This is a genomic window from Pleomorphomonas sp. T1.2MG-36 (assembly GCF_950100655.1).
Taxonomy (GTDB): Bacteria; Pseudomonadota; Alphaproteobacteria; order Rhizobiales; family Pleomorphomonadaceae; genus Pleomorphomonas.
In genome coordinates, this window is sequence record NZ_CATNLY010000052.1 from 42,148 (window position 1) to 62,466 (window position 20,319).

The 20,319-nt window shown below is 62.5% G+C and carries 15 protein-coding genes and 1 tRNA gene; 15 read left to right on the forward strand and 1 reads right to left on the reverse strand.

Going from position 1 to position 20,319, the window contains the following annotated elements; genetic code table 11:
* The first annotated feature begins 241 nt into the window (after positions 1 to 241).
* Together QQZ18_RS21285 and QQZ18_RS21290 are read left to right on the forward strand one after the other, a co-directional pair.
* Positions 242 to 3,535 (forward strand): hypothetical protein, encoded by a 3,294-nt coding sequence (locus QQZ18_RS21285; RefSeq protein ID WP_284543005.1) that lies wholly within the window; start codon positions 242 to 244, stop codon positions 3,533 to 3,535.
* A gap of 454 nt (positions 3,536 to 3,989) precedes the next feature.
* Positions 3,990 to 7,112: a hypothetical protein gene (locus tag QQZ18_RS21290; protein ID WP_284543006.1), complete on the forward strand. Its 3,123-nt coding sequence runs from the start codon at positions 3,990 to 3,992 to the stop codon at positions 7,110 to 7,112.
* A 46-nt stretch (positions 7,113 to 7,158) separates the two neighbouring features.
* On the opposite strand, the gene QQZ18_RS21295 is transcribed toward QQZ18_RS21290, so the two are convergent.
* Positions 7,159 to 7,428, reverse strand: a complete 270-nt coding sequence (locus tag QQZ18_RS21295; RefSeq protein ID WP_284543007.1) for a hypothetical protein — start codon at positions 7,426 to 7,428, stop codon at positions 7,159 to 7,161.
* A 241-nt stretch (positions 7,429 to 7,669) separates the two neighbouring features.
* On the opposite strand from QQZ18_RS21295, the gene QQZ18_RS21300 reads away from it, so the two are divergent.
* The 13 genes from QQZ18_RS21300 (at position 7,670) to QQZ18_RS21360 (ending at position 20,250) form a co-directional block, all read left to right on the forward strand.
* The gene (locus QQZ18_RS21300; RefSeq protein ID WP_284543008.1) at positions 7,670 to 8,932 is read left to right on the forward strand and encodes a hypothetical protein; all 1,263 of its coding nucleotides are present in this window, start codon (positions 7,670 to 7,672) and stop codon (positions 8,930 to 8,932) included.
* Positions 8,933 to 9,479: 547 nt separating this feature from the next.
* The gene (locus QQZ18_RS21305) at positions 9,480 to 10,106 is read left to right on the forward strand and encodes a DUF4376 domain-containing protein (RefSeq protein ID WP_284543009.1); all 627 of its coding nucleotides are present in this window, start codon (positions 9,480 to 9,482) and stop codon (positions 10,104 to 10,106) included.
* A 414-nt stretch (positions 10,107 to 10,520) separates the two neighbouring features.
* On the forward strand, positions 10,521 to 11,063 hold the full coding sequence (locus QQZ18_RS21310) for a hypothetical protein (protein WP_284543010.1): 543 nt from the start codon (positions 10,521 to 10,523) through the stop codon (positions 11,061 to 11,063).
* Positions 11,064 to 11,324: 261 nt separating this feature from the next.
* Positions 11,325 to 12,341, forward strand: coding sequence for a hypothetical protein (locus QQZ18_RS21315; protein WP_284543011.1), 1,017 nt, complete (start codon positions 11,325 to 11,327; stop codon positions 12,339 to 12,341).
* On the forward strand, positions 12,338 to 12,925 hold the full coding sequence (locus QQZ18_RS21320; protein WP_284543012.1) for a hypothetical protein: 588 nt from the start codon (positions 12,338 to 12,340) through the stop codon (positions 12,923 to 12,925). Before QQZ18_RS21315 ends, QQZ18_RS21320 begins: the two co-directional genes overlap by 4 nt.
* Positions 12,922 to 13,407: a DUF4376 domain-containing protein gene (locus QQZ18_RS21325; RefSeq protein ID WP_284543013.1), complete on the forward strand. Its 486-nt coding sequence runs from the start codon at positions 12,922 to 12,924 to the stop codon at positions 13,405 to 13,407. The genes QQZ18_RS21320 and QQZ18_RS21325 overlap by 4 nt, the downstream gene beginning before the upstream one ends.
* Positions 13,408 to 13,416: 9 nt before the next feature.
* Positions 13,417 to 13,815 carry a DUF1515 family protein gene (locus QQZ18_RS21330; RefSeq protein WP_284543014.1) on the forward strand — a complete coding sequence of 133 codons (399 nt, stop codon included), beginning with the start codon at positions 13,417 to 13,419 and terminating at the stop codon, positions 13,813 to 13,815.
* Between the two features lie 105 nt (positions 13,816 to 13,920).
* Positions 13,921 to 14,154, forward strand: coding sequence for a DUF7940 domain-containing protein (locus tag QQZ18_RS21335; protein WP_284543015.1), 234 nt, complete (start codon positions 13,921 to 13,923; stop codon positions 14,152 to 14,154).
* Positions 14,141 to 14,731 (forward strand): lysozyme, encoded by a 591-nt coding sequence (locus QQZ18_RS21340; protein WP_284543016.1) that lies wholly within the window; start codon positions 14,141 to 14,143, stop codon positions 14,729 to 14,731. The genes QQZ18_RS21335 and QQZ18_RS21340 overlap by 14 nt, the downstream gene beginning before the upstream one ends.
* Positions 14,728 to 15,129 carry a hypothetical protein gene (locus QQZ18_RS21345; RefSeq protein ID WP_284543017.1) on the forward strand — a complete coding sequence of 134 codons (402 nt, stop codon included), beginning with the start codon at positions 14,728 to 14,730 and terminating at the stop codon, positions 15,127 to 15,129. Before QQZ18_RS21340 ends, QQZ18_RS21345 begins: the two co-directional genes overlap by 4 nt.
* Entirely contained in the window at positions 15,080 to 15,358 is a 279-nt protein-coding gene (locus tag QQZ18_RS21350; RefSeq protein ID WP_284543018.1) for a hypothetical protein, read from the forward strand. Before QQZ18_RS21345 ends, QQZ18_RS21350 begins: the two co-directional genes overlap by 50 nt.
* Before the next feature lie 91 nt (positions 15,359 to 15,449).
* Positions 15,450 to 15,525: transfer RNA gene (locus QQZ18_RS21355), tRNA-Ile, on the forward strand.
* Positions 15,526 to 15,843: 318 nt separating this feature from the next.
* Positions 15,844 to 20,250 (forward strand): hypothetical protein, encoded by a 4,407-nt coding sequence (locus tag QQZ18_RS21360; protein ID WP_284543019.1) that lies wholly within the window; start codon positions 15,844 to 15,846, stop codon positions 20,248 to 20,250.
* Positions 20,251 to 20,319: the final 69 nt, after the last annotated feature.

Here is a 20,319-nt window from a genome sequence, read left to right on the forward strand (position 1 = left end):
GCTCGATCTTGCGCAGACCCCTCTACTACGTTCCTTTTATGTTCCGATGTATGCACCACCAGGAGGCGAGTCGGCAACCGGATACAGTCTTTTATAGAGTCGTGGTGAGTACTGAGGTGAGCTAGTCGGGGCTGCCAGGTTTTGCTCATGATGCTGCTGGTTGGATCGGCCATTGCAACCGATCACCACGGAAACCCCCAGGACTTAGCGTCAGGCCTGATCCTTTTCGGGAGATAGGTCTTTGCGCACCCCAGACAGCCCTGAAAACTACAACGCCTTCAAGGATAGCCAGCGGCGGCAAAACGAAAAGCGCCAGCAGTTCCGGGTCGTGACGCGGCTGGCAGGCGACGACAGCTCGCCCGTCAGCGACGAGCAGCTTGCCAACGACGTGGCCAAACAAACCGGGAGCGCCCCGGCACCTGAGGACATCGTCAGAGCCAATCGCGAACTGTTCCGCGAGGCGAGCGACCGGGCATGGGCGGAGAAGATCGGGAGAGAAGCGCCGATTACGTTGGTGGTGGCAGGCGATCCCAAGAACGTGTCCCGTCCAAGGGAATACTTCGATGCGCTGGCTTCCTTGGAGCAGGTCGCCGGCAAGCTTGTCACGGCTCCGCAGGCTTCTACTGACGGAACAGCCTGGGAGAGAGGAAGGCTGAACTCGCCTTCAATCCGGAATGCGGACTTTGTGGATGAGCTTGCTGCTGTCCGCCAGCAGGTCAATGAGCATAGTGGTGGCCATCCGGCGCCATCAGGTGGGCAAGGCAATAGCAATGGGCTTCGGCCCGGCGAGAAGGTGATCAATGTCGAGGTGGTGCCGGATAGCGATGTTCCGGCCTCGTTGCCGCGCAGCGATCCTGCTGCCGATCCGACGTCTGACAATGCGCAGTCTGGTTCTTCCTCGGCAGACTCCCGGAACTCAACATCCTCAACTGAAGCGAGTGCGGGCCGGGGGGACAACAGCGGGCTTCGGTCTGGCGAAAGGGTAGTGACCGTCGAAGTGGTGCCCGAGCCTCGCAGCAGTTCGACAAATAGCGCTACGGCTAGCACCCCTTTGCCGGGTGATGTCGAGGCTAAAGCTCCTCCGAATGGCACTGGCGAGCAGTCGGTTATGCCTGGTATCGGGCCGGAAAAAGCTCCCGCCCTCGGGAGTTCGTTACCTTTTGGTTCGGATCCATCGATACCGAACGTTACGACCTTTGAAATGCCGCAGATTAAGCTACCCGATGCTCCCTCGGCGGGCGCTTCGCTTGCGCTGGGTATCGCCGGTCTCGGCAAAAACCCTGGTTATTGGGTCGTCGCGGCCTACAGGGACTTGATCGACAAGCAGTCTGACATCCCGAAAGATCTGGCTCTTAGCGTTCTTGATGGCGTGATTACCGGAAGTCTTACGCAAGAAAAAGCACTAGCGAGGCTGACAGAGGGATCCTCCACTGCGGTGCCGGACGGCGGCCTAGCCTTAGGAGGAGCGGAAGGTTTCGGTTTGGATGATGGCATATCGCCGGATTCCTATATGCCGTTTAGGCCCCGGAGTGAGCCGATTCTGCCCGAACGGACCTTTGAACTGCCAGAAATCCCGCTTAGCAAAGACGCTCCCTCGAAACGCGCCGCGCTTTCGGAAGCTATCGCTGGCCTTGGCAAAAACCCTGGTTACTACGTCGTAGCGGCGCTCAAGGATTTGATCTCCAAACAGCCCGATCTTCCCCAAGATATAGCTCTCGATGTTCTTAATAAAGTCGCTAGCGGTAGCCTCACGCGAGAGCAAGCGCTAGATAGGCTGCTTTACACACCGCTACCGGATCGTGAAAAACTTGCGGATGAGATTGCTAATGCTGCAATGCTTACAGAGGAGCAGGCAAAAGCACTCGAGGAGCGGCTTAAGAAACAGCCCTATATTCCGGTTGACCGGGCTTTGGAGGTATTCCGTTCGGTTCGCCATATGGATTATGGACCGGGACCTGCAAAAAACCTGCTAATGGCAACTACCGACGAAGAACTCGCCAATCTTACTGAAAGGATGGTCCTCGCCAAGGGAAAGAATCCTGAGGAAATAGCAGCGGTACGCCGAGGGCTTTACGAACAAAATGCCGCCGATCCGGCAGTTTCTGATATGTATTTCACGGGGTTTATTAATGGTTATGTGACCGAAGGTCAGCTTCGGAAAATTATGGAGCGGCATGGTTTTGTAGGTTCAGTCATTGAGCTTGTGAATAGAACATTTGGTAGCCAATATAAGTCCGTTGGTGGCATTATAAAATTTCTCTACTACTACGTGGGGATGCCGGAAACGGAAGAATGGAAGAGGCGTAAAGCTCTCATCGACGATGTGTTGCATTTAAAAGGTAAGAGTGCAGCTGAGTTCGACGCTGTCTACCAACGCATTCTGGACAATGACGATCCAGGCTCTCTTGTTGAAGCTTGGAACGCTATGAAGGAGGGCAAGGATCCCGAGGAGGTGAGCAAAATGTTCCCGTCCTACCCTCTTGGGGACGGGGCCTTAGCACACAGTAAGGAATTTGTTACGCCTGGCTGGGAGAACAGCATCGCCGGCCGCGTTGGAGATGCGGCCGGACCTTTGGTAAACGCAGCCCTTCTCGATGCTGCGTTTAGGAATGGGTGGGTGGGCGCGCTCTACCTAGCCTTGGATGGGGGCGCGACCAATCACGCTGCAGCGGTAGCAGCCGACGCAGACGCCAAGACGATAAGAACATCGGACGCGGAGGCAACAGTCGCTAGCTTTCTTACGAATCTCTCTCCCGTGAAGTGGCTCTTGGGGGCTGCGCCGCTCAGGAAATTCGCCGGCGGGGCAATAGAGGATATGGTTGATGGCACTTACGGCATTGGCATGCAGGTAGTGCAACAGACCAGCCTAAACGCTATCGCACAGAGTTACGACAAGCACCGCGCTCTGTTCCAGGATGTGGGTCCCGCTGCCGCTGCCGGCGCCATACTGTGGGGGCTGAAGATCGCCGGTAGGGCTGGATTAGGAAGATTTGGCGCCGCGATCGATGCGTATAGTCTGCGGAATAATATTTCCGAGGCACAAGAGGCCATAAGGCGGGATGTTATACTGAAGGAGTTCAACGATATTATAGAACAAAACGCTCCGATCGTGTCCAACAAACGAAAGGAAATTGCCGATTTTATCCAGCAAAAAGTGACGAATAAGTCCAACGAGAACCTTTATTTTCAGGTGGATAAATTTAAGGAGTCTCTGACAAAGGCTGGTATAGACCCCCTAACTTTCGTTGAGAGCTTGGGCGGAGTTACGCTCGGCGACTTTCAAGGAGCAACTAAGGCCGGAGGGTATGTTCGTGTGCCATTGGCTGCCTTCGCAGCTTACGTGATGGGCACAAAGGCAAGTAAAGCTTTAATGGAACATGCAACGTTCAAGCCTGGGGCCAAGTCGCCGGCAATGAGTGAAGAGTTTCTGAAAAATCTTCTGATGGGTAAGTCAAACGGAACAGCAACCGTCCCTCCTGATGGGAAACCTGCTCCGACATACTCCTTCCCAGAAGACAAAGCTGGTCAGTCATAATCCCCCGTTCAGTTGCCCTTGGCTGAAAGCGCTGACGCGGCTGCTTCTTCCGCTGCGTCGTAGGCGTCACCCAAAGAGCCTGCTCTATCACCGAAAACCGGTGTGCTCAAAAGGTCAGCTTCGTTTCTAGCGCCCACAACTGGTGCAGGGGCGGCTACCGCAAAGTCTTCGCTGTCGGAGAACAAGAATGCAATCCTCAAAGGTCGCTGGCCCAGATGCGGTTCTCCTCTCGGAGAGACCTCAAATCGATCTCTCGGATAGGGATGAGGCTGTACGAGACGAAAATCGAAAGCAGCCAAGTAGCGTGTTACACCAACCGCCTGAAAACGGCAAAGCCGCCCCAATTAATGCATCCGCCGCTGATGCTAACACACTGAGGCGCCTAGTCTCGGCAATTGACCTTTCATCCTTTCTACGCGAAGCCGCGCGCACCTATCTCGCCGAACTCAACGCCATGGTGGAGCGGGGAGAACCCGCCGCCTCCCAAGACAAGGGCGGCCTTTCCCGCTGGTCGGGCGATGCCGAGGACGGCACCGAGCACTTCGCCCGTGCCTTCGTGGCGTATCTTCTGGACGGCACCGCACTGCCGGCCGGGCCGCGCGAGGCGTTTCGGCATTTTCGGGCGTGGTTGATCGGGCTCTATGTCGTTGAGCGCCAGCAGGGCGTGGCTGTCAGCGCCGAGGTGGCCGAGGTGCTCGACCGGCTGCTGGCCGTCGAGCTGGCGTTGGCCGAGGCGCGGCGGACGGCGGGTGATGTTGGGCCGGTGTCGCCGGATCTTCAGGAAAAGCGCACGGCGGCGGACGCCGAGGCCGAGGATCGGCTGACGCGGGAGATCTTGCGGCCGGTGCGGGCAGCGCGGGAGAAAGGCTATCGCCAGGAGCTGGCGGCGGCGACGGCCGAGGCGGAAGGGCGGATCAATGCGCTGCCGGTCTATCGGGCCACCGAGTGGCTGACCAACCGGCGTTGGTTGGGGGAAGAGATGCCGGCGCTGCCGACGATCCGGCTGTCGCGGCCCATCCTCGTCGAGCGTTACGGCGAGGCGGTGCTGGCGGCGCTGCCGCGTGGGCGGTTCACCGCTCATGCGGCGACGGGCGGTGTCGACCCCGACGAGGCGGCTGGGCTGTTCGGCTTTTCGAGCGGCGACGAGATGATCCAGGCGATGGCGCTGGTGCCGAAGCGCGAGGCGACCATTGCGCTCGAGGCCAAGCGGTTGATGGTGGAGCGGCGGGGCGATCCGCTGGTTGACGGCACGTTGCCGGAGGCGGCGCTGGCCGCCATTCACGGCCCTCGCATGGCCGAATGGCTGGCCGCGGAACTCAAGGCGCTGGCCGGCCCGGCCGGCGAGGCGCAGCCCGTCACCGCCGAAGGCGCGGCGGCGTTCGCCCGCGACGCGCTAGTGGATACGCCGGTGCGCGACGCCATCGACGCCCGTCGCCATCTGGTCGCCGAGCGGCGGGCCGGCGAGGAGGTGGCGAAGCTTGCCGCGTCCAGCGCGGAGGACAGGGCCAAAAAGCTCTACGATGCCCGGCGGCGGCAGTTGCTCAACGTGGCGCTCTATGCCGAGGCGCTGGGGATTGCCGACGATCTCGAGGCGGCGGAGGAGATGGTGCGCCGGCTCGACCGGCCCGAGCGGCCGGAGGTGACGACCGGCGTTGACGGCTGGCGGGCCATCGATGCCATTCTCGACCGTTTCGAGTTCCGCAAGACCGATGAGCCGGCGCCGCGCAACGCGGTGGCGACCTTCATGAAGGCGATGACGGCGGCCGGCCGGGACAACGAGCTGGCGATCGCCGATCTGGTGCTGCAGGGCGGCGAGGGGAAGCCTTACGGCGAGCTGCCAATCGGCGCGCTGAAGGCGGTTGTCGCCAGCCTTGACAACATCGAACACGCCATGGGCCGCAACGATGCGCTGGTGGACGGGCGCGGGCGGCAGCGCCTCAGCGAGGCCACCAAGGGCATCGCCGCCGCGCTGGTGCGGGTCAACGGCGGAGCCGGGAAGCGCCCGGTCGACCTCGGCCGGGCCGCCGACGAGGTGCTGCGCGAGATCGACGGCCGCGCCAAGGGGCCGGCTTTTGCCGCGCTGAAGGCGCCCGTCGATGCCGCCGTCGCGGCGCTGAAGGCGCGCCGAGAGCGGGCGGCCGAGGAGGTCGCGGCGCTCTATGCGCCCTACGACGCGGACGAGCGGCGGGCGATGGCGGTGCGCCGCTTCCTGCCGGCGCTGGGGCGGTCGCTGTCGCGCTGGGAGATGATCGCCGTGGCGCTCAACGCCGGCACCGAGGCCGGCCATACGGCGCTGACCGGTCCGGCGGGCTTTCCGCCGGAGATGGTGTCGGCGATCCTCGCGGCGCTCGATATGCGGGATGCACGCTTCATCCAGTCCGTCTGGGACCTTCTCGAGAGCTTCCGGGACGAGATCGCCGCGCGCGAGCGGCGGGCGACCGGCGCGGCGCCCAAATGGAGCGAGGCGCGGCCGGTGAGCGTCGGCGGCGTGGCGTTGACGGGCGGCTTCTATCCGCTGGCCGTCGACGGCGATCTTGCCGAGGGCGTGCGCGGCGGCCGTTTCGCCAAGGCGATGGTAGAGGGTGGCGGAGGGGATGGGGCCGTGGGGCTCGATCTCGCACTGTTCCATGCCTTCGTCGACCGGTTGCTGCACGATCTCGAACTGTCGGAGGCGGTGACCAACGCGCGCCGGCTGCTGGCGCAGCCCGAACTGCATGAGGCTTTCACCGCCAAGGGGCGCACCGACGATATCGAAACGCTGGCGGCCTGGCTCGACGCCGTGGCGGCGGGCGATCTCAGGCCGGCGGATTTCCATCTGCGCATGGCCTCGGCCGGGGGCGGCGATGCCGTGGCGCGGCAGCTGGCGCGGGATCTCGCGGCGGCGTTGACCGATGCGGCCGGTTTGCCCGAAGCGATCGAGGCGGTGGGGGCGGCGGCGTTCGCGGTGGGCGCCAGCGGGGCGTTTGTGCCCGACATCGCCGACCGGATCGCCGAGCGGTCGCCCTTGATGGCCGGGCGGCGACTGGCGGCGGCGAAGCGGGGCGAGGCGGGGTCGGACGATCTCGCGGCCTGGCTGATCCGGCGCGTCCGCTGGCACTTCGTCGAGGTTCCCGTCTGGCTCGCCGGTGACTGTCACGGGCTTGCGCGCTCCGGCGGCGAGGCCAGGGCGGTGGCCGAGGGCGACGGCTGGGTGAGGAAGATCGCAGCGCCGGACGGCAAGGCCGAGGCGGCGGTGAAGGTGATGGTTGCCGCCTTGATGGCATCCCCCGCCACGACGGAGGCGGCGGGCCTGACGCGCACCCTCGGCGCGACCCTGCTGTTCGCCCGCCAAAAGATGGTGCTGGCGGCGGCGCGAAGCGGCGAGGGCGCCTTCGGCCTGCTCGGCGCGGCGCCGGGCATCGACGATGCGGCGCCGACGGCCGGGGAGGGTACGGCCCGGGCGGCCACGTGGGCGAAGAGTGGCAGCCGTGACGGGGCAGGCGCTGCCGCCGTGCGGGCGGCCATGATGGCGGTGGCGCTCATGATCGACGCGCCAGCGGAGGTGGCGATCGGCCACACGTTCGGCGCGATGACGTAGAGCATTTTCGGCGAACTCAGGTTCGCCGGACGCGCTCTTGCCGGCCTTAGTGCTTGATATCCCTGCGGATGGCCTTGCCGATGAAGAAGGCGAGGCATGCGGCGGCCATGCCGGCGGCGATGCTGATGAACTCGACCGCGTCCCACCTGAAGCCCAGGATCTGCATGCTGCGCATGATGACATGCGTCAGAATGGCGAGGCCGATCGCCACGGGATAGCCGACGGCGTTCCGAACCTTGAACAGCCCGATGAACAGCGAGGCGATCGCCGCGACGTCGAGGAGCTGCACGGCAAGCATCACGAAAAACAGGGCCATCTTGAAAAGCTCCGGGAACGTTGCTGCGGCCTGTTGGCGGGCAGGCGAGTCGTGGTCAGCAGTTTGTGCTGCCCGAGCCGGCGTTCCAAGAGGGTTTGGCCGGATGGCGGGGCGCGCGGGGCGGCGCGCGTTGAAACAAACCCGGCGGCCCTAGGGTCTCGCCTGTCGATTCCCAGTGTCGCACCGTCATCGCGGAAGGCGCTTGCCGTTTCCGCGCCGGTGCTCGTCAGAAGGCCCGCCCATGACCATTGCGAGCGAAGCCAACCGCTCCGGCCCCTATGCCTGCAACGGCGCAACGACCGGCTTCCCCTACGCCTTCAAGATTTTCGACGAGGCGCATGTCCGCGTCATCCTGACCGACGCCGGAGGCGCCGAGACCACGCTGGCGCTCGGGACGGACTATGTCGTGACCGGCGTCGGTGCCGATGGCGGCGGCGCGGTGCAAACGGCCGTGGCCCATCCGCTCGGCTGCCTGGTGACGCTGATCCTCAACGTGCCCTTCACGCAAGGGACGGACCTTGAAAACCAGGGCGCATACTTTGCCGAGACCATCGAGCGGGCGCTGGACGTGCTTACGCAGCAAGCGCTGCAGCTCAAGGAGCTGATCGGCCGTTCGGTGGTGCTTCCGGTGACCTCGACCGTATCGACCACGGATCTGGTCAGCGCCACGCTCGCTCTGGCCGAGATTCAGAGCAAGATGGAGGCGCTGCTCGACATAGCCCCCGATATCCAGACCGTCGCCGGCATTTCCTCCAAGGTTGTCGCCGCCCAGGGGAATGCTGAGGCGGCGTCGACGGCAGCGGGAACCGCGACGGGGGCGGCCGGCGTGGCGACCGGGGCTGCGACCACGGCGACGCAGGCGGCGGTTCTTGCCGAAGCACTGGCAAACGCCGCGCCGCAAACGCCTGTCGGCAGCGGGTTCTCTGCCCGCCACTGGGCGGCCGTCGCGCAGGCGCTATCGGACGGCTTCGATCTCGATAGCTATTTGACGACGGATCAGATCCACACGCTGCTTGAAAACTACGCTCCAGCGACCCGGACGATCGCAGGTGGCGCTGGCGTCAAGATCAACGGCGGCGACAGCGCAACGCTTGAAGATACCGTAACGGTGAGACTTGATACTGCTTCTACCGAGGAAGTCCTCGCCGGTACTGTAGCGAAGCCGGTGAGTGTCGCCAACCTCTGGGGCGCCGGGACTCTCGTCGCCTTGACGGACGGGGCCGCTATTCCCATCGATCTCGCCTCCGGCATCAATTTCTCCGTAGTCGTTTTCGGCAATCGGACGCTCTCCGACCCTAGAAATCCAAAGGTCGGTCAGAGCGGATTTATTGTGGTGTCACAGGGCGGTAGTGGCGGGTTTACGCTATCATTCGGGTCCAGCTATAAATTCTTCGATGGCTTGGTTCCCGATCAGAGCATTACGCCCGGCGCGGTCAATGTGCTGCACTATGAGGTCATCTCCTCAACGCAGATCGCCATTTCCTATATCAGGGGGCTCGCATGATCCCTCTGCTGGGTGTTGCGCTACCACCCGTGGCTCTTATGCCGTTTCCCGCCATATCCGGCGCTTCCGTCTCTGGAGCTGGGAACGTAGCGGTGACTCTCCCAAACTCGCTCCGGACCATAGGACGCTATAGCCTGCTAGTAACCGTAGTCGGCTCTTGGGGTGGCTCTGCCGAAAGAGCCGGCATCGACGTGCTTGATAATGCCGGTGCCGCATTGCTCTCTATCACAGAGGGCAGCGCTATCAGCGGCTCGTTTCTGACTGCCAGTCAAGCCAATCATAATGGGAGCGAACTGGTCGTGAACGACCCGATAACGGTATGGGGCGGCGGACCTATAGGGACTCACACCGTCTATTTTCTGTTCGAGGGCATCGTTGGCGCGGCTTCGGTGCGTCTTCGCTCTGCCCCAGGAAACCGTTCAAATCCATCATACTTCGGCCCTTGGAGTGTACTCGGGATTGGTCGAGGGCGGCGCGCCCCGCCCAATTGGGCGGCGCTCACGGCGTCGATGACGGCGAGTGACGGCTACTTAAGGATTATCTGCTCATGACGCTCTATCTCAAGGTTGGCGCTGGGTACGTCGCTTGGAACGGCGAGCCTATTGCAGGCGTCCGTCATCCGCTCTCGATCGAAGACGCGTGGCCGGCCGAGGAGTTAGCGGCGATAGGGTTGTTCGTGCCGCGTGTTGCAGTTGAAGTGCCGGAAGACAAAATTGCGGTTGAACTGAGCGTTGAGGATGTCGCTGGGCGACCCGCCTACGTATGGCAGACCCGTGATCCAACCCTTGCCGAGTTGCGGGCCACCAAGCTCGCCGCCATCTCCGCCTCCGCCGACGTCCTCCTCTCTGCCGGCGCCCCCGTCGCAGGCGGCTTGCACGTCGCTCTTGATGACGGGAGCCGCGCCGATCTTACCGCAATGGCCTCGACCGCAACGGCCGCCTCCACCGGCACCTTACCTTGGCCGGAGAGCTATTCGCGCGGGTGGATCGCTGTCGAGAACCTGCGCATTCCGCTTGCCACGCCGGCCGATGGGCTGGCGCTGGTTGCCTCGGTGGGCGACTGGTACGCGGCTGTGGTTCAGCATCGGCGCGACCAGAAGGACGCGGCGCTTGCGGCCGGGGATGCCGCCGCGCTCGAAGCCATCGATCCGTCCGCCGGCTGGCCGGCGGCATAGGCGGGCGTGGTGAAGCCGCACTATTCCGAGGCCGATCCTGCCAACGAGGTGCTGGTGCGGCTTGGCGAGGTCAGTGCCAGCGTCCAGCACCTGTTGCGCCACTGGCTCCGCATCGGCTGAGCGCCATCCCCCAAATCCCTCTCGCCCAGTCTCCAGTCATTCTCGCCGGAGTTTGCGCCATGGAGCGACCGAGGCTCATGCCCAACGCAGGGATGGTGCTCCGGTGGTCCTGGATAGGCGCTAGGCGTCGGGCCCTCGGAATAGCCGGTCGCGGTGGCCTTGGGCGGGGGGCACGCATCAACCCGCGAGCAAACAAACGTCGCCGGGGTAGCGTCCGCGAAAGCTCGATTTCCTGTTGTCGCGTCGTGTGTGGTGTACCGGCTCTCCCGTGCGATGCCTTTTGCGAGGTCCTCCATGACCATTGCGAGCGAAGCCAACCGCTCCGGCCCCTATGCCTGCAACGGCGCGACGACGCGCTTTCCCTTTGCCTTCAAGATCTACGACGAGGCGCATATCCGCGTCATCCTGACCGACCCGGCCGGCGTCGAAGCCGATCTGGATCTCGGGCCGGACTATACGGTGACAGGCGTCGGCGACGATGGCGGCGGGGCGATCGTCGTCACCGCGCCGCCGCCGGCCGGCCATCAGCTGACGCTGGTGCTCGACGTGCCCTTCACCCAGGCGACCGACCTCGAAAACCAGGGCGCCTATTTCGCCGAAACCATCGAGCGGTCGTTCGACCTGCTGACGCAGCAGGCGCTGCAGCTGAAGGAGCTGGTCGCCCGCTCCGTCGTTCTGCCGGTCACGTCGATGGTGTCTGTGACCGAGCTGGTGAACGCCACGCTTGCCCTGGCCAAGGTCCAGAGCCAGATGGTGTCGCTGGTCGGCATCGCCCCCGACATCGAAACCGTCGCCGGCATCGTGGCGGACGTCGTCGCCGCGCAGGGCAACGCCTAGACGGCAACGACCGCCGCCGCCATCGCAACGACCAAAGCCGGCGAAGCGGCGGCAAGTGCGGCGGCGGCGGCCGGTGCCGCCGATCGCGCCGAGGTCGCCGCCGCGACTGTCGAAGGGGTCGTTTCCTATGCCATTGAGCAAGACCTGACTGCTGAAGAAAAGGCGCAAGCACAAGCGAACCTTGGCCTTGAGGGCCTTCGAAACGCGCTGACGCCGTTCGGCTTCACGGCAGCCGCCGGCCAGACGGCGTTCGACCTCGGCATGTCGCCTTTGCCGAGCGCCTGCATTTTCTCGCTCAACGGCGCTTGGCTCACCGGTGGCGGCGCCGACTACTCGGTTGCCGGATCGACGCTCACCCTTGCGACGCCAGCGGAAGGCGGCGACCGCATCTCGGGCGTGGCGATTGCCCCGTTCACCGTCGCGAATGCGATGCTGCCCGCTGCCAACCTCGCCGACCTCGCCAACGTCGCGGTCGCGCGGGCGAACCTGGGCATCACCCCGGCGACAATGGCGGCGTGGGCTGGCGGCGCTAAAGGGCACATTTTCGGGCTGACCATGTCGTATGTGGGGGCTGCGACTTTTGCCGTCGCGGCCGGCGAGGCCGCCAGCGAGGGCGGTACGCGGGCGGCTATCGTTCTCCCCACGGCCATGAACAAAGGGCTAGGCGCATGGTCGACAGGTCCCGGCGGCGGTTCCCTTGATGTCGGAGCCATCGCCGCAAATACTTGGTATCACGTACATCTCATCAGCTCTGCTGACGGCAACACGGTTGATGTGCTGCTATCTTTGTCGGCCTCGGCCCCGTCAATGCCGGCAGGCTACACTGCCCGCCGTCGCATCGGCTCGGTGCGAACCAATGGGTCGTCGCAGATCACGCCATTTGCGCAGCTTGGCGACGACTTTTTCTGGGATGCGCCCGTCGGCGATGTTGCCATCAATCCCATCCCCACAACTGCCACGCTTTACACGCTATCCGTTCCGTCCGGCGTGCGTGTTGCTGCCAACGTAACCGCGCAACAAATAGCGACGACGACAAACTTCGTTGGCGCATTGCTTTCGTCCCCTGATACGGCCGATGCGGCACCCGGTGCGGCGAACAATCCACCAACTGGCCCGTTCAATGTCGGCACAAACCTCAATATTTCCGGCTCGATGGTGTCGCTGCGTTTGCGCACTGACACCTCAGGTCGCATCCGCATCCGTGCAAACTCCGCCAACTCTAATCCACTCTATGTCTACACGTATGGGTGGACAGATGATCGAGGTAGATTGCAATGAGCCTTGCTGCAAATCTAGCTGCGCTCGCCCGTCGTGTCGTAGGCACCGCCGCAAACAATTTGCTCGCACTTGACGGTGCGGCTAAGTTGCCGGCTGTTGATGGATCGCAGCTCGTCGGTGTCGGCAGAAAGCTTATCTCCACGACAAGCATAAGCGCAGCGGCGTCTGTCGACATTACGTTGCCATCTGGGTATTCCAAATTCGAAGTCGAGTTGCTGGGACATACAGGCAACAACTACCTGATGGTGCAGGTACGAGTGGCGGGCGCCGGAGCCGTTCTTTCAGGAGCGATCGACTATAAACAGATAGCGCAGCTCCGCGCTACGGGCGTTGTTAGCTACGACGGTAGCGCAGGCGTAAGCTCGTACCGCATCATCCACGTAGCGATCTCTTGGTTCGACGCGTTGATCGACATCGATAATGTATCCGGCGCGATCAAGTCGCAAGGTTGGGCTGCTGGTAACGAGCTTTCAGCAATGGGCCGCGTCCAAACAGCCGGCCCTTACAATCTTCTTCGACTGACGCCCAATACGGGCACGCTCACCTGCACGTGCAAGCTCTTTGGCATCAAGGATGCGTCATGAGAAAGATCGTCATCGAAGCCGACGGATCATTTGTTGAGCGTGAAATGACGCCGGATGAGGTGTCAAGGCTCAATGCATTGAGAGGCGATGAGCTTCGACAACTCCGCGCCGCCAAACTCGCCGCCATCTCCGCCGCCTCCGACGCCCTCCTCGCCGCCGGCGCTCCCGTCGCTGGCGGCCTGCACGTCGCCCTCGATGACAGGAGCAGTGCCGATCTGATGGTCATGGCCTCGACTGCCACGGCTGCCTCGGCCGGCACCGTCTCCTGGCCGGAGAGTTATTCGCGCGGGTGGATCGCCGTCGAGAACCTGCGCATTCCGCTTGCCAGGCCGGCCGACGGGCTGGCGCTGGCTGCTTCGGTGGGTGACTGGTACGCGGCCGTGGTTCAGCATCGGCGCGATCTGAAGGATGCGGCGCTTGCGGCTGGGGATGCCGCCGCGCTCGATGCCATCGATCCGTCCGCCGGTTGGCCGGCGGCATAGGCGGGCGTGGTGAAGCCGCTCTTTTCCGAGGCCGATCCCGCCAACGAGGTGCTGGTGCGGCTTGGCGAGGTCAGCGCCAGCGTCCAGCACCTGTTGCGCGACTTTGGCGACGAGAAGATCGCCGCCCGCGACAATCGCGCCGCCATGCATCGCCGCCTCGACGAGCAGGCGCGCGAGCTGTCGGCGCTGAAGGCCGAGCTGACGCTCAGCCGGCGGGCGGTCGAGGACATGGCGCGGACGCAGAGCGAAACCGTGCTGCCGGCCGTCGGCGAGTGGCGCGACATGAAGACCACCGGGCTGCGCATCGTCGGCGTGCTGGCCATCGGCGGCGTCAGTGTCGGCGCCACGCTGGCCTGGTTCTCCGATCAGGCCGCGTCGCTTTTGCGCCATTGGCTCCGGATCGGCTGAGCGCCACCCTGCAAACCCATCCCGCCTAGTCTCCTGCCATTGCGAGAGCCCGATGCCAGGCCGTTTTCCGGTCTGGCCGGCGTGGCTCCGGCTGGAGTTTGCGCCATGAAGCGACCGAGGCTCGTGCCCAATGCCGGAAAGGTGCTCCGGCGGTCCTGGACCTCCCGCATCCTGATCGCCGGCGGCCTTCTCACCGCCGCCGAGGCGGTGCTGCCCTATCTCTCCGGCGGCGAGCTGATCCCGCCGGCCGTCTTTCCCTTCGTGGCCTTCGGCGTGGTGTTCGCCGCCTTCGTCGCCCGCCACGTGCTGCAGGAGGCCTTGCACGATGCCGACGATTAAGCTCGCGCCGACCAGGCGCGCCCGCGCGGCCATCGCCGCCGTGCTGCTGTCGGCCGGGGCCGGCGGCACGCTGGCGCTGATGCCGGGCGCCGCTCCCGTGCCCGACGACGTGGCCCTGGCGGTCACCGCGCTGGTCAAGCCCTGGGAGGGCCGCTCGCTCCGGGCCTATCTCGACACGGTGGCCAAGCCGCCGGTGTGGACCATCTGCGACGGCGACACCAAGGGCGTCAGGCCCGGCATGGTGGAAACCGCCGCCGGCTGCGACCGGCGCCTTGCCAGCCGCATCGCCCGCGACTATCGCGCCCGGCTCGTCGCCTGCGTGCCCAACTGGCCGGCCGCGCCGCTCAGCTGGCGGGCGATGATGACCTCGCTCGCCTGGAACATCGGCGTCGACGCAGCCTGCCGCTCGACGGCGGCGCGGCTTGGCCGGGCCGGCCGCTGGCTGGAAAGCTGCACGGCCGCCACTGCCTTCAACCGGGCCGGCGGGCGCATGGTGGTCGGCCTCGCCAACCGGCGCGGCATGGGCGATGCGACGCGCATCGGCGAGGGCGAACTCTGCGCCTCGGGGCTCGAATGATGTTCGGCCTCCTCGACAAGCTCGGCGCCACCGTTGCCGCCGTCGCCGGGCTGATCGTCGGTGCCGCCGTCACCTTCGCGGCCCTCCAGCTCTACGATGCCTGGATCGACGATCCGGCCGTCGCCCGCGCGGCGCGCGAAGGCTTCGTCGCGGCGTCCGAGAAGCTGGCGTTGCAAGGGCAGATCGAGGAGATGCGGCGCCAGTTCAAGGTGGCCGAGGCTGCGGCGGCGAGCGATCGCGCTCGGGCCGAGGCGGCGAACAGGGATGCGGACGATGCGTGGAAGCGATACGAGACGGCGGTGGCTGCCGATGGTGGCGACGATGGCTGCCGTGTCACTGACGGCGATCTTGACTGGCTGCGGCACGCTCGACCAGCGCCTCGCGACGGCCTCCCGTGAAATCGGCCGCGAGGCCGCCGGCGTGACCCTGCCGGCGCTGCCGCCCCGCTGCCGTGAGGACATGCCGCGCGTCGCGCCCAGGGCGGGCGAGAAGTGGCGCGCCGTGCAAGGGCGGTGGCAGATCGTCGCCGACGGCGTCGACCGCCGCACCGCCGATTGCGCCGCCTTCTACGACGACGTGCGATCCGGCTTGTCCACGCCGACGCCTTCGCTGCCGCCAAGCCGATGAAGCGCCTTGATTCCGGCGGTAGGGGATGGCAGAAACAGGCGCCCTGGAACGGGGCGCGTGTGGCCTGCGCCGCTCCGCCCGGTTTCTCGATGGGCCTGTAGCTCAATGGTTAGAGCCGGCCGCTCATAACGGTCTGGTTGCAGGTTCGAGTCCTGCCGGGCCCACCACACCTTCTATTGGGGTAGTTTTCTCGACTTTTTGATCTTGCTACGTGATTTGTATTTGTATGTTATACACTATGGTCTGGAGTGGACATCCAAAGACTTCGATATCTATCGTAGAGGCGCCTTGTAAGGTTGGTTGTGTTAGTTCCTCTGTTTGAATCACTTGGGTGATCAGAACGAGCCCCTGCTGCTTGCCGTCAAATTAACCGACCATGCTGAGCGGCGAATGCCGCCCTGGTTGTCGTCTTCTGTTGAGAGCGCAACAATCAAAGCGCACGTGTGCTCCGAGCGTTATACGCTGTCACCATGCAGAAGGGGGCGGTGGCGGTGACAAAGCAGCAACCAGACCGGTTTGTCGAACTCAATCGGGAGTTTCGCCCTCTGAGCGACAAGCACGATGATCTGGCGATAGAGGATGACGTCCACTTCCTTCGCATGACCGGCGGAGCGCTGAGCTGGTCAAAACTGCTGGAACATGATCGCGTCGTTGTCCTTTCAGAGGCGGCAAGTGGCAAGACGCAGGAGTTTCGAGGAATTGCGCGTCGGCTATGCCAAGAAAGGCGTTTTTCTCTCTTCCTAGAGATTAAGGATTTGGCCGGTGATGAGGTCGCTGACCTCATTTCACCGGACGACAATGCCAAACTTCAGGAATGGCTTGGCTCGGATCAACTGGGGTGGTTCTTTCTGGACGCGCGTGACGAAGCGTTGTTGGCGAATGCAGATTTCAAGAAGTCCCTTCGCTCACTACGCAAGGCTCTCGGAAGTGCCTTGAAACGAGCACATGTGTTCGTTTCATGCCGTCACACCGATTGGCAAGGCTCCGCAGACAGAGCTGCCGTTGCCGATATATTGGGGAATGGGCCAAGCGATCAGGCTCCGGCGTCCCCGATCGAGGGGGCGGATGCGTTGGCGTCTCAGGATTGGCGCGACGTAGTCCTTGCCCCTTATTTCGACAGGGAGGGCAAACGGCGGAGCGAAGTCCCGACGTCGACGCCGAAGAAGCAAGAGGCTGAGCCGGTCGTCGTGGTCAGGATGATGCCCCTTGATGCGGAACGAATGCTCAAATTCGTTCAGAAAGCTGAAGGCGGGCGTTTTGCAGCCGATGCCAGCGCCATTATCCAGGCGATCCAACAGGCGGGTCTGGAGCCAGTGAACTGCCGTCCCGGCGACCTGCTTCGGTCCCTAGGTTACTGGGGGCAGCAGCGCCGTCTTGGCTCTCGGCTGGAAATGATGGAGCACTCCGTCGCAGCCAACCTGGAAGAGTGGAAGGGCTTCCGAGCGGACGGGAGTGTGCTGTCCGTTGATGACGCACGTCGAGCGGCGGAACTATTGGCCGCCGCTCTGACCTTGTCAAAAGAGGTTTCTCTGATTGAGCCGGGAAGCAAAGTCGACAGTCTCGGGGATACCGATGCACGGCGTCCCGAGGAAATTCTCACGGGTTGGTCACCTGCCGAAATAGAGACTTTGCTGCGTCGCCCTCTCTTCGCACCGGCGACGAGAGGGCGTGTTCGGCTCCACCACCGCGAGACACAAGAGTTTCTCACAGGATGTTGGCTCCGGCGCCTGTACGAGCGTCCCGGCGGCCGGCGTGCTGTTTCACAAATCCTGTTTTGTGAGCGGTACGGCGTCCAGACCGTTGTCCGAACCTTAAGACCTGCGGCTGCATGGCTCGCTCTTTGGGAGCCGGAGTTTCTCGCCGGCATTCTTGCTCGCGAACCGATGACGCTGTTGCTCCATGGCGATCCCGGATCACTGCCGATCGACGTACGTCGGGAGCTGCTTCGGCGAGCTCTTGATCAGGAGGCGAACGGAAACAATCCTAACCCCGAGCCCGATGATCGAAACCTCTTTATGTTTTCGGATGCGAGGCTCGGACCTGATCTCGTGAAGGCATGGCAGGAGCATCAGGACGAAGACGCACGGAGGCTCATACTCGCGATCGCCACGATGGGACGCATTGAGGATTGTCGCGAGTTGGCCCGTTCGACCGCAATCGCTGACGAGACACCTTCGCGCGTCAGGGTGCCTGCGATTGAGTTGCTGGAAGCTCTTGGTGATACGGATGGCCTCCGTATGGTCGCGGATTGGCTTCGGAAGACGTCCTTGCGGATTGGCCACACCGTCGTTTCCTCGGCGCTCCCAATTCTATTTCCAACAGCTCTGAGCTTTGACGGTGTAATCGAGCTTTTCGAGCGATACCCTTCCGAGCCGCATAACGTCTTGGATTTCTCGATCGATCGCCTTTTCGCTAAATGTTCTGACGCGCAGGCACGCACTCTGCTGGAAAAGGTTCATAATTTCCTGGGCTCTCCGCCATCTCCTGTTGGAGATATCTTCTCTAGGAACCGAAATGCCTGGATTTCCTATAATATTGGTCGGCCGCTCAAAGATATTGTTCAGCGGATTTCTGTGAACGAACAGCCTACCATCGCTTTGCTTTCAGTAATTATTTGGGCCTACGTCTCGCGGTCGACCGCGACTGGGGACCTCCCAGGGGAGCAAACCCTCGCGGAGCTGATCAAGCAGAAGCCGAAAATTGTTCGTGGCCTTTTTTGGCTTCTCGCTGACAATGTCGCGAAAACTGGCGTGTATCCCACAAGTGTAATTGAGCTTAGGCTCTATGAGATATTCGATGGTGGCCTTGGAGAGGCAGATATCCAATGGCTTCTAGAAGACTTAGAATACAAAGAGCGGTTGGAAGAAAAGAAACTCGCGCTTGATGCTCTTTTATATCTCGTCAAGGTGACTGAAGCTCATGCTGGCTTTCTGCAAGAAATGAAGCAGAGTGCCTCGACGCATCAGGAACTGACTGACCTCATTGAGGATTTCTATAAGCCACGCCCTCCACGCCCGGAGTTCTTGGCGTTTGAGGCAAGTCAGGCCGAGCGAGAGAGAAAGCTAGCCGAACGCAGTGAGACAGCAAAGCGGCGGTTTCTCGACTTTGCTCTTGAGGTCAGAGCCGCCCCTGCAATGGTCGATCTTCCTGAGGACATAGGAAAACTAGACCGAAGCCATCCTGTTTTCTCGTTGCTGAACTGGGCCTTTGCGGCTTGTTCTCTTGCTTCCAAGCCGCCGTTACCTCAGCTTGCGGAGCCGCCGTTTCGGGTAGCGTTCGGGGATCAGACATGGGACCGCTTCGCGCATTCGCTGCAAGAGCTTTGGCGGAGATCCGCGCCCGAGGAACCTGCCAGTTCGTGGCGAGAGGGCTCTCCTGAGCAACTTCGCCGGAACCTCAACCGCGCAATCGGCGCGGGCTTGACGATGGCGAGCGCAAGCCCAAACTGGGCGGGTTCGCTCTCGGTGGATGATGTTCGCTTGGTCTTCCGACATGTCGTCTTGTCAAGGATCGACGACAACCTACCCGTCATAGATGTTTTGCTCGTGGCTAACACCCCGGTTGTTGAAGCTGAGATCAAGGGGGAGCTCAGCAAGGAGTGGACGGACGCATCATGCCCGCGTGGTTACCTATGGAACCGGATCAATCCAGAGTATGAAAGCCGCAAATGGTACACGCTTGATCTGAGCGGCCTCGCGTTGGCGGAACCAAATTCAAGCACCGAAAACCATGAGGCGGCTCTTCGTTGGTTGCGCGCGTTCGGTCACGGCGATAGCTCCCGCCGGCAGCTCTTCGGTACGCGATTGCTCGCCCAGGCTCAGGCAGCGATTAATGACGAAGCCTTATACTTTCTGCTGTTAGGGGGCGCACTCGAATTCAACCCAGAGCTTGCACTTCCCGAACTCAAGCAGCGAATTGAAGGGCGATGCGACGACAGTCAGGACTACGTCGCCAGGATGTTCATTGCGATGTTCCGGGAAAGCATGAGAGGCGGCCCGGTCAGCCTCGACGGGTTCGAGCCGGAAATTCTGTTTGAGTTGCTTGCGATCCTTTACGCTCATTTTCCGCCTCGCACGGACCCCCACCATCAAGGCGTCTGGTCGCCCGATCAGAGGGACAAGGTCGGTGAAGTCCGCGACAACTTGCAGAAGGAACTCCTCAGCCGATCTGGAAAGGTAGCTCACACTCTCATCCGTCGCGTTGCGGATGAACTTGACGTGTCGTTTCGGAAGCAAATCCTGCAACAAGCGCGCTTGCAGGCAGAAAGAGATGCCGATCTTCCAGTTTGGAGCGCCGCAGAAACAAGAAGTTTTGGGGACACCTTTTTAGGGCCGTTGCGGACTTGTGATGACCTGTTTGGCAGAGTGGGAGCTGCGCTTCTGGATATTGCTGACTTCTTGCTGACTGGAGATTTTTCTAGCGCAAACCATGTTCGCGCTATGGGAAAAGAAGAAGCGGTTCAACTTTGGCTCGCCGACAATCTGCGGCAGCGCCTGGGAGATCGATACAAAGTCACGCGTGAGTTGGAAGTTCACAACCGAAAGAAGCCGGATATCGAGGTCGAGAGCCGAGAGATTGGGCTGGCTTGCGCTGTGGAAATCAAAAGAGGCGACAGCTGGACTATCCCCGATCTGCAAAAGGCGTTGCATCATCAGCTCGTTGGGCAATACCTCAAACCCGAGACAAGGCGACGGGGATTTTTGGTTATTTCTTCACACGGCGAGAAGGCGCATTGGGAGGTTGGTGCCCACACGCGAGGGCGCCTAACGTTTACCGAGGTCATTGAGAGGCTTCAAGCCGAAGCTGCCGTCTATGAGACTAATCTGGAGGTCGATGTTCGCATAAAGGTGATCGGGCTACTTACCGACAGCAGCCTAGCGACTCCTGCATAAGCCGACGTGCGGGGAGTTCCTAGTCGACGGCGCTTGTTGTTGTCTGCCAGACTTATTCTCGCTCCGGCT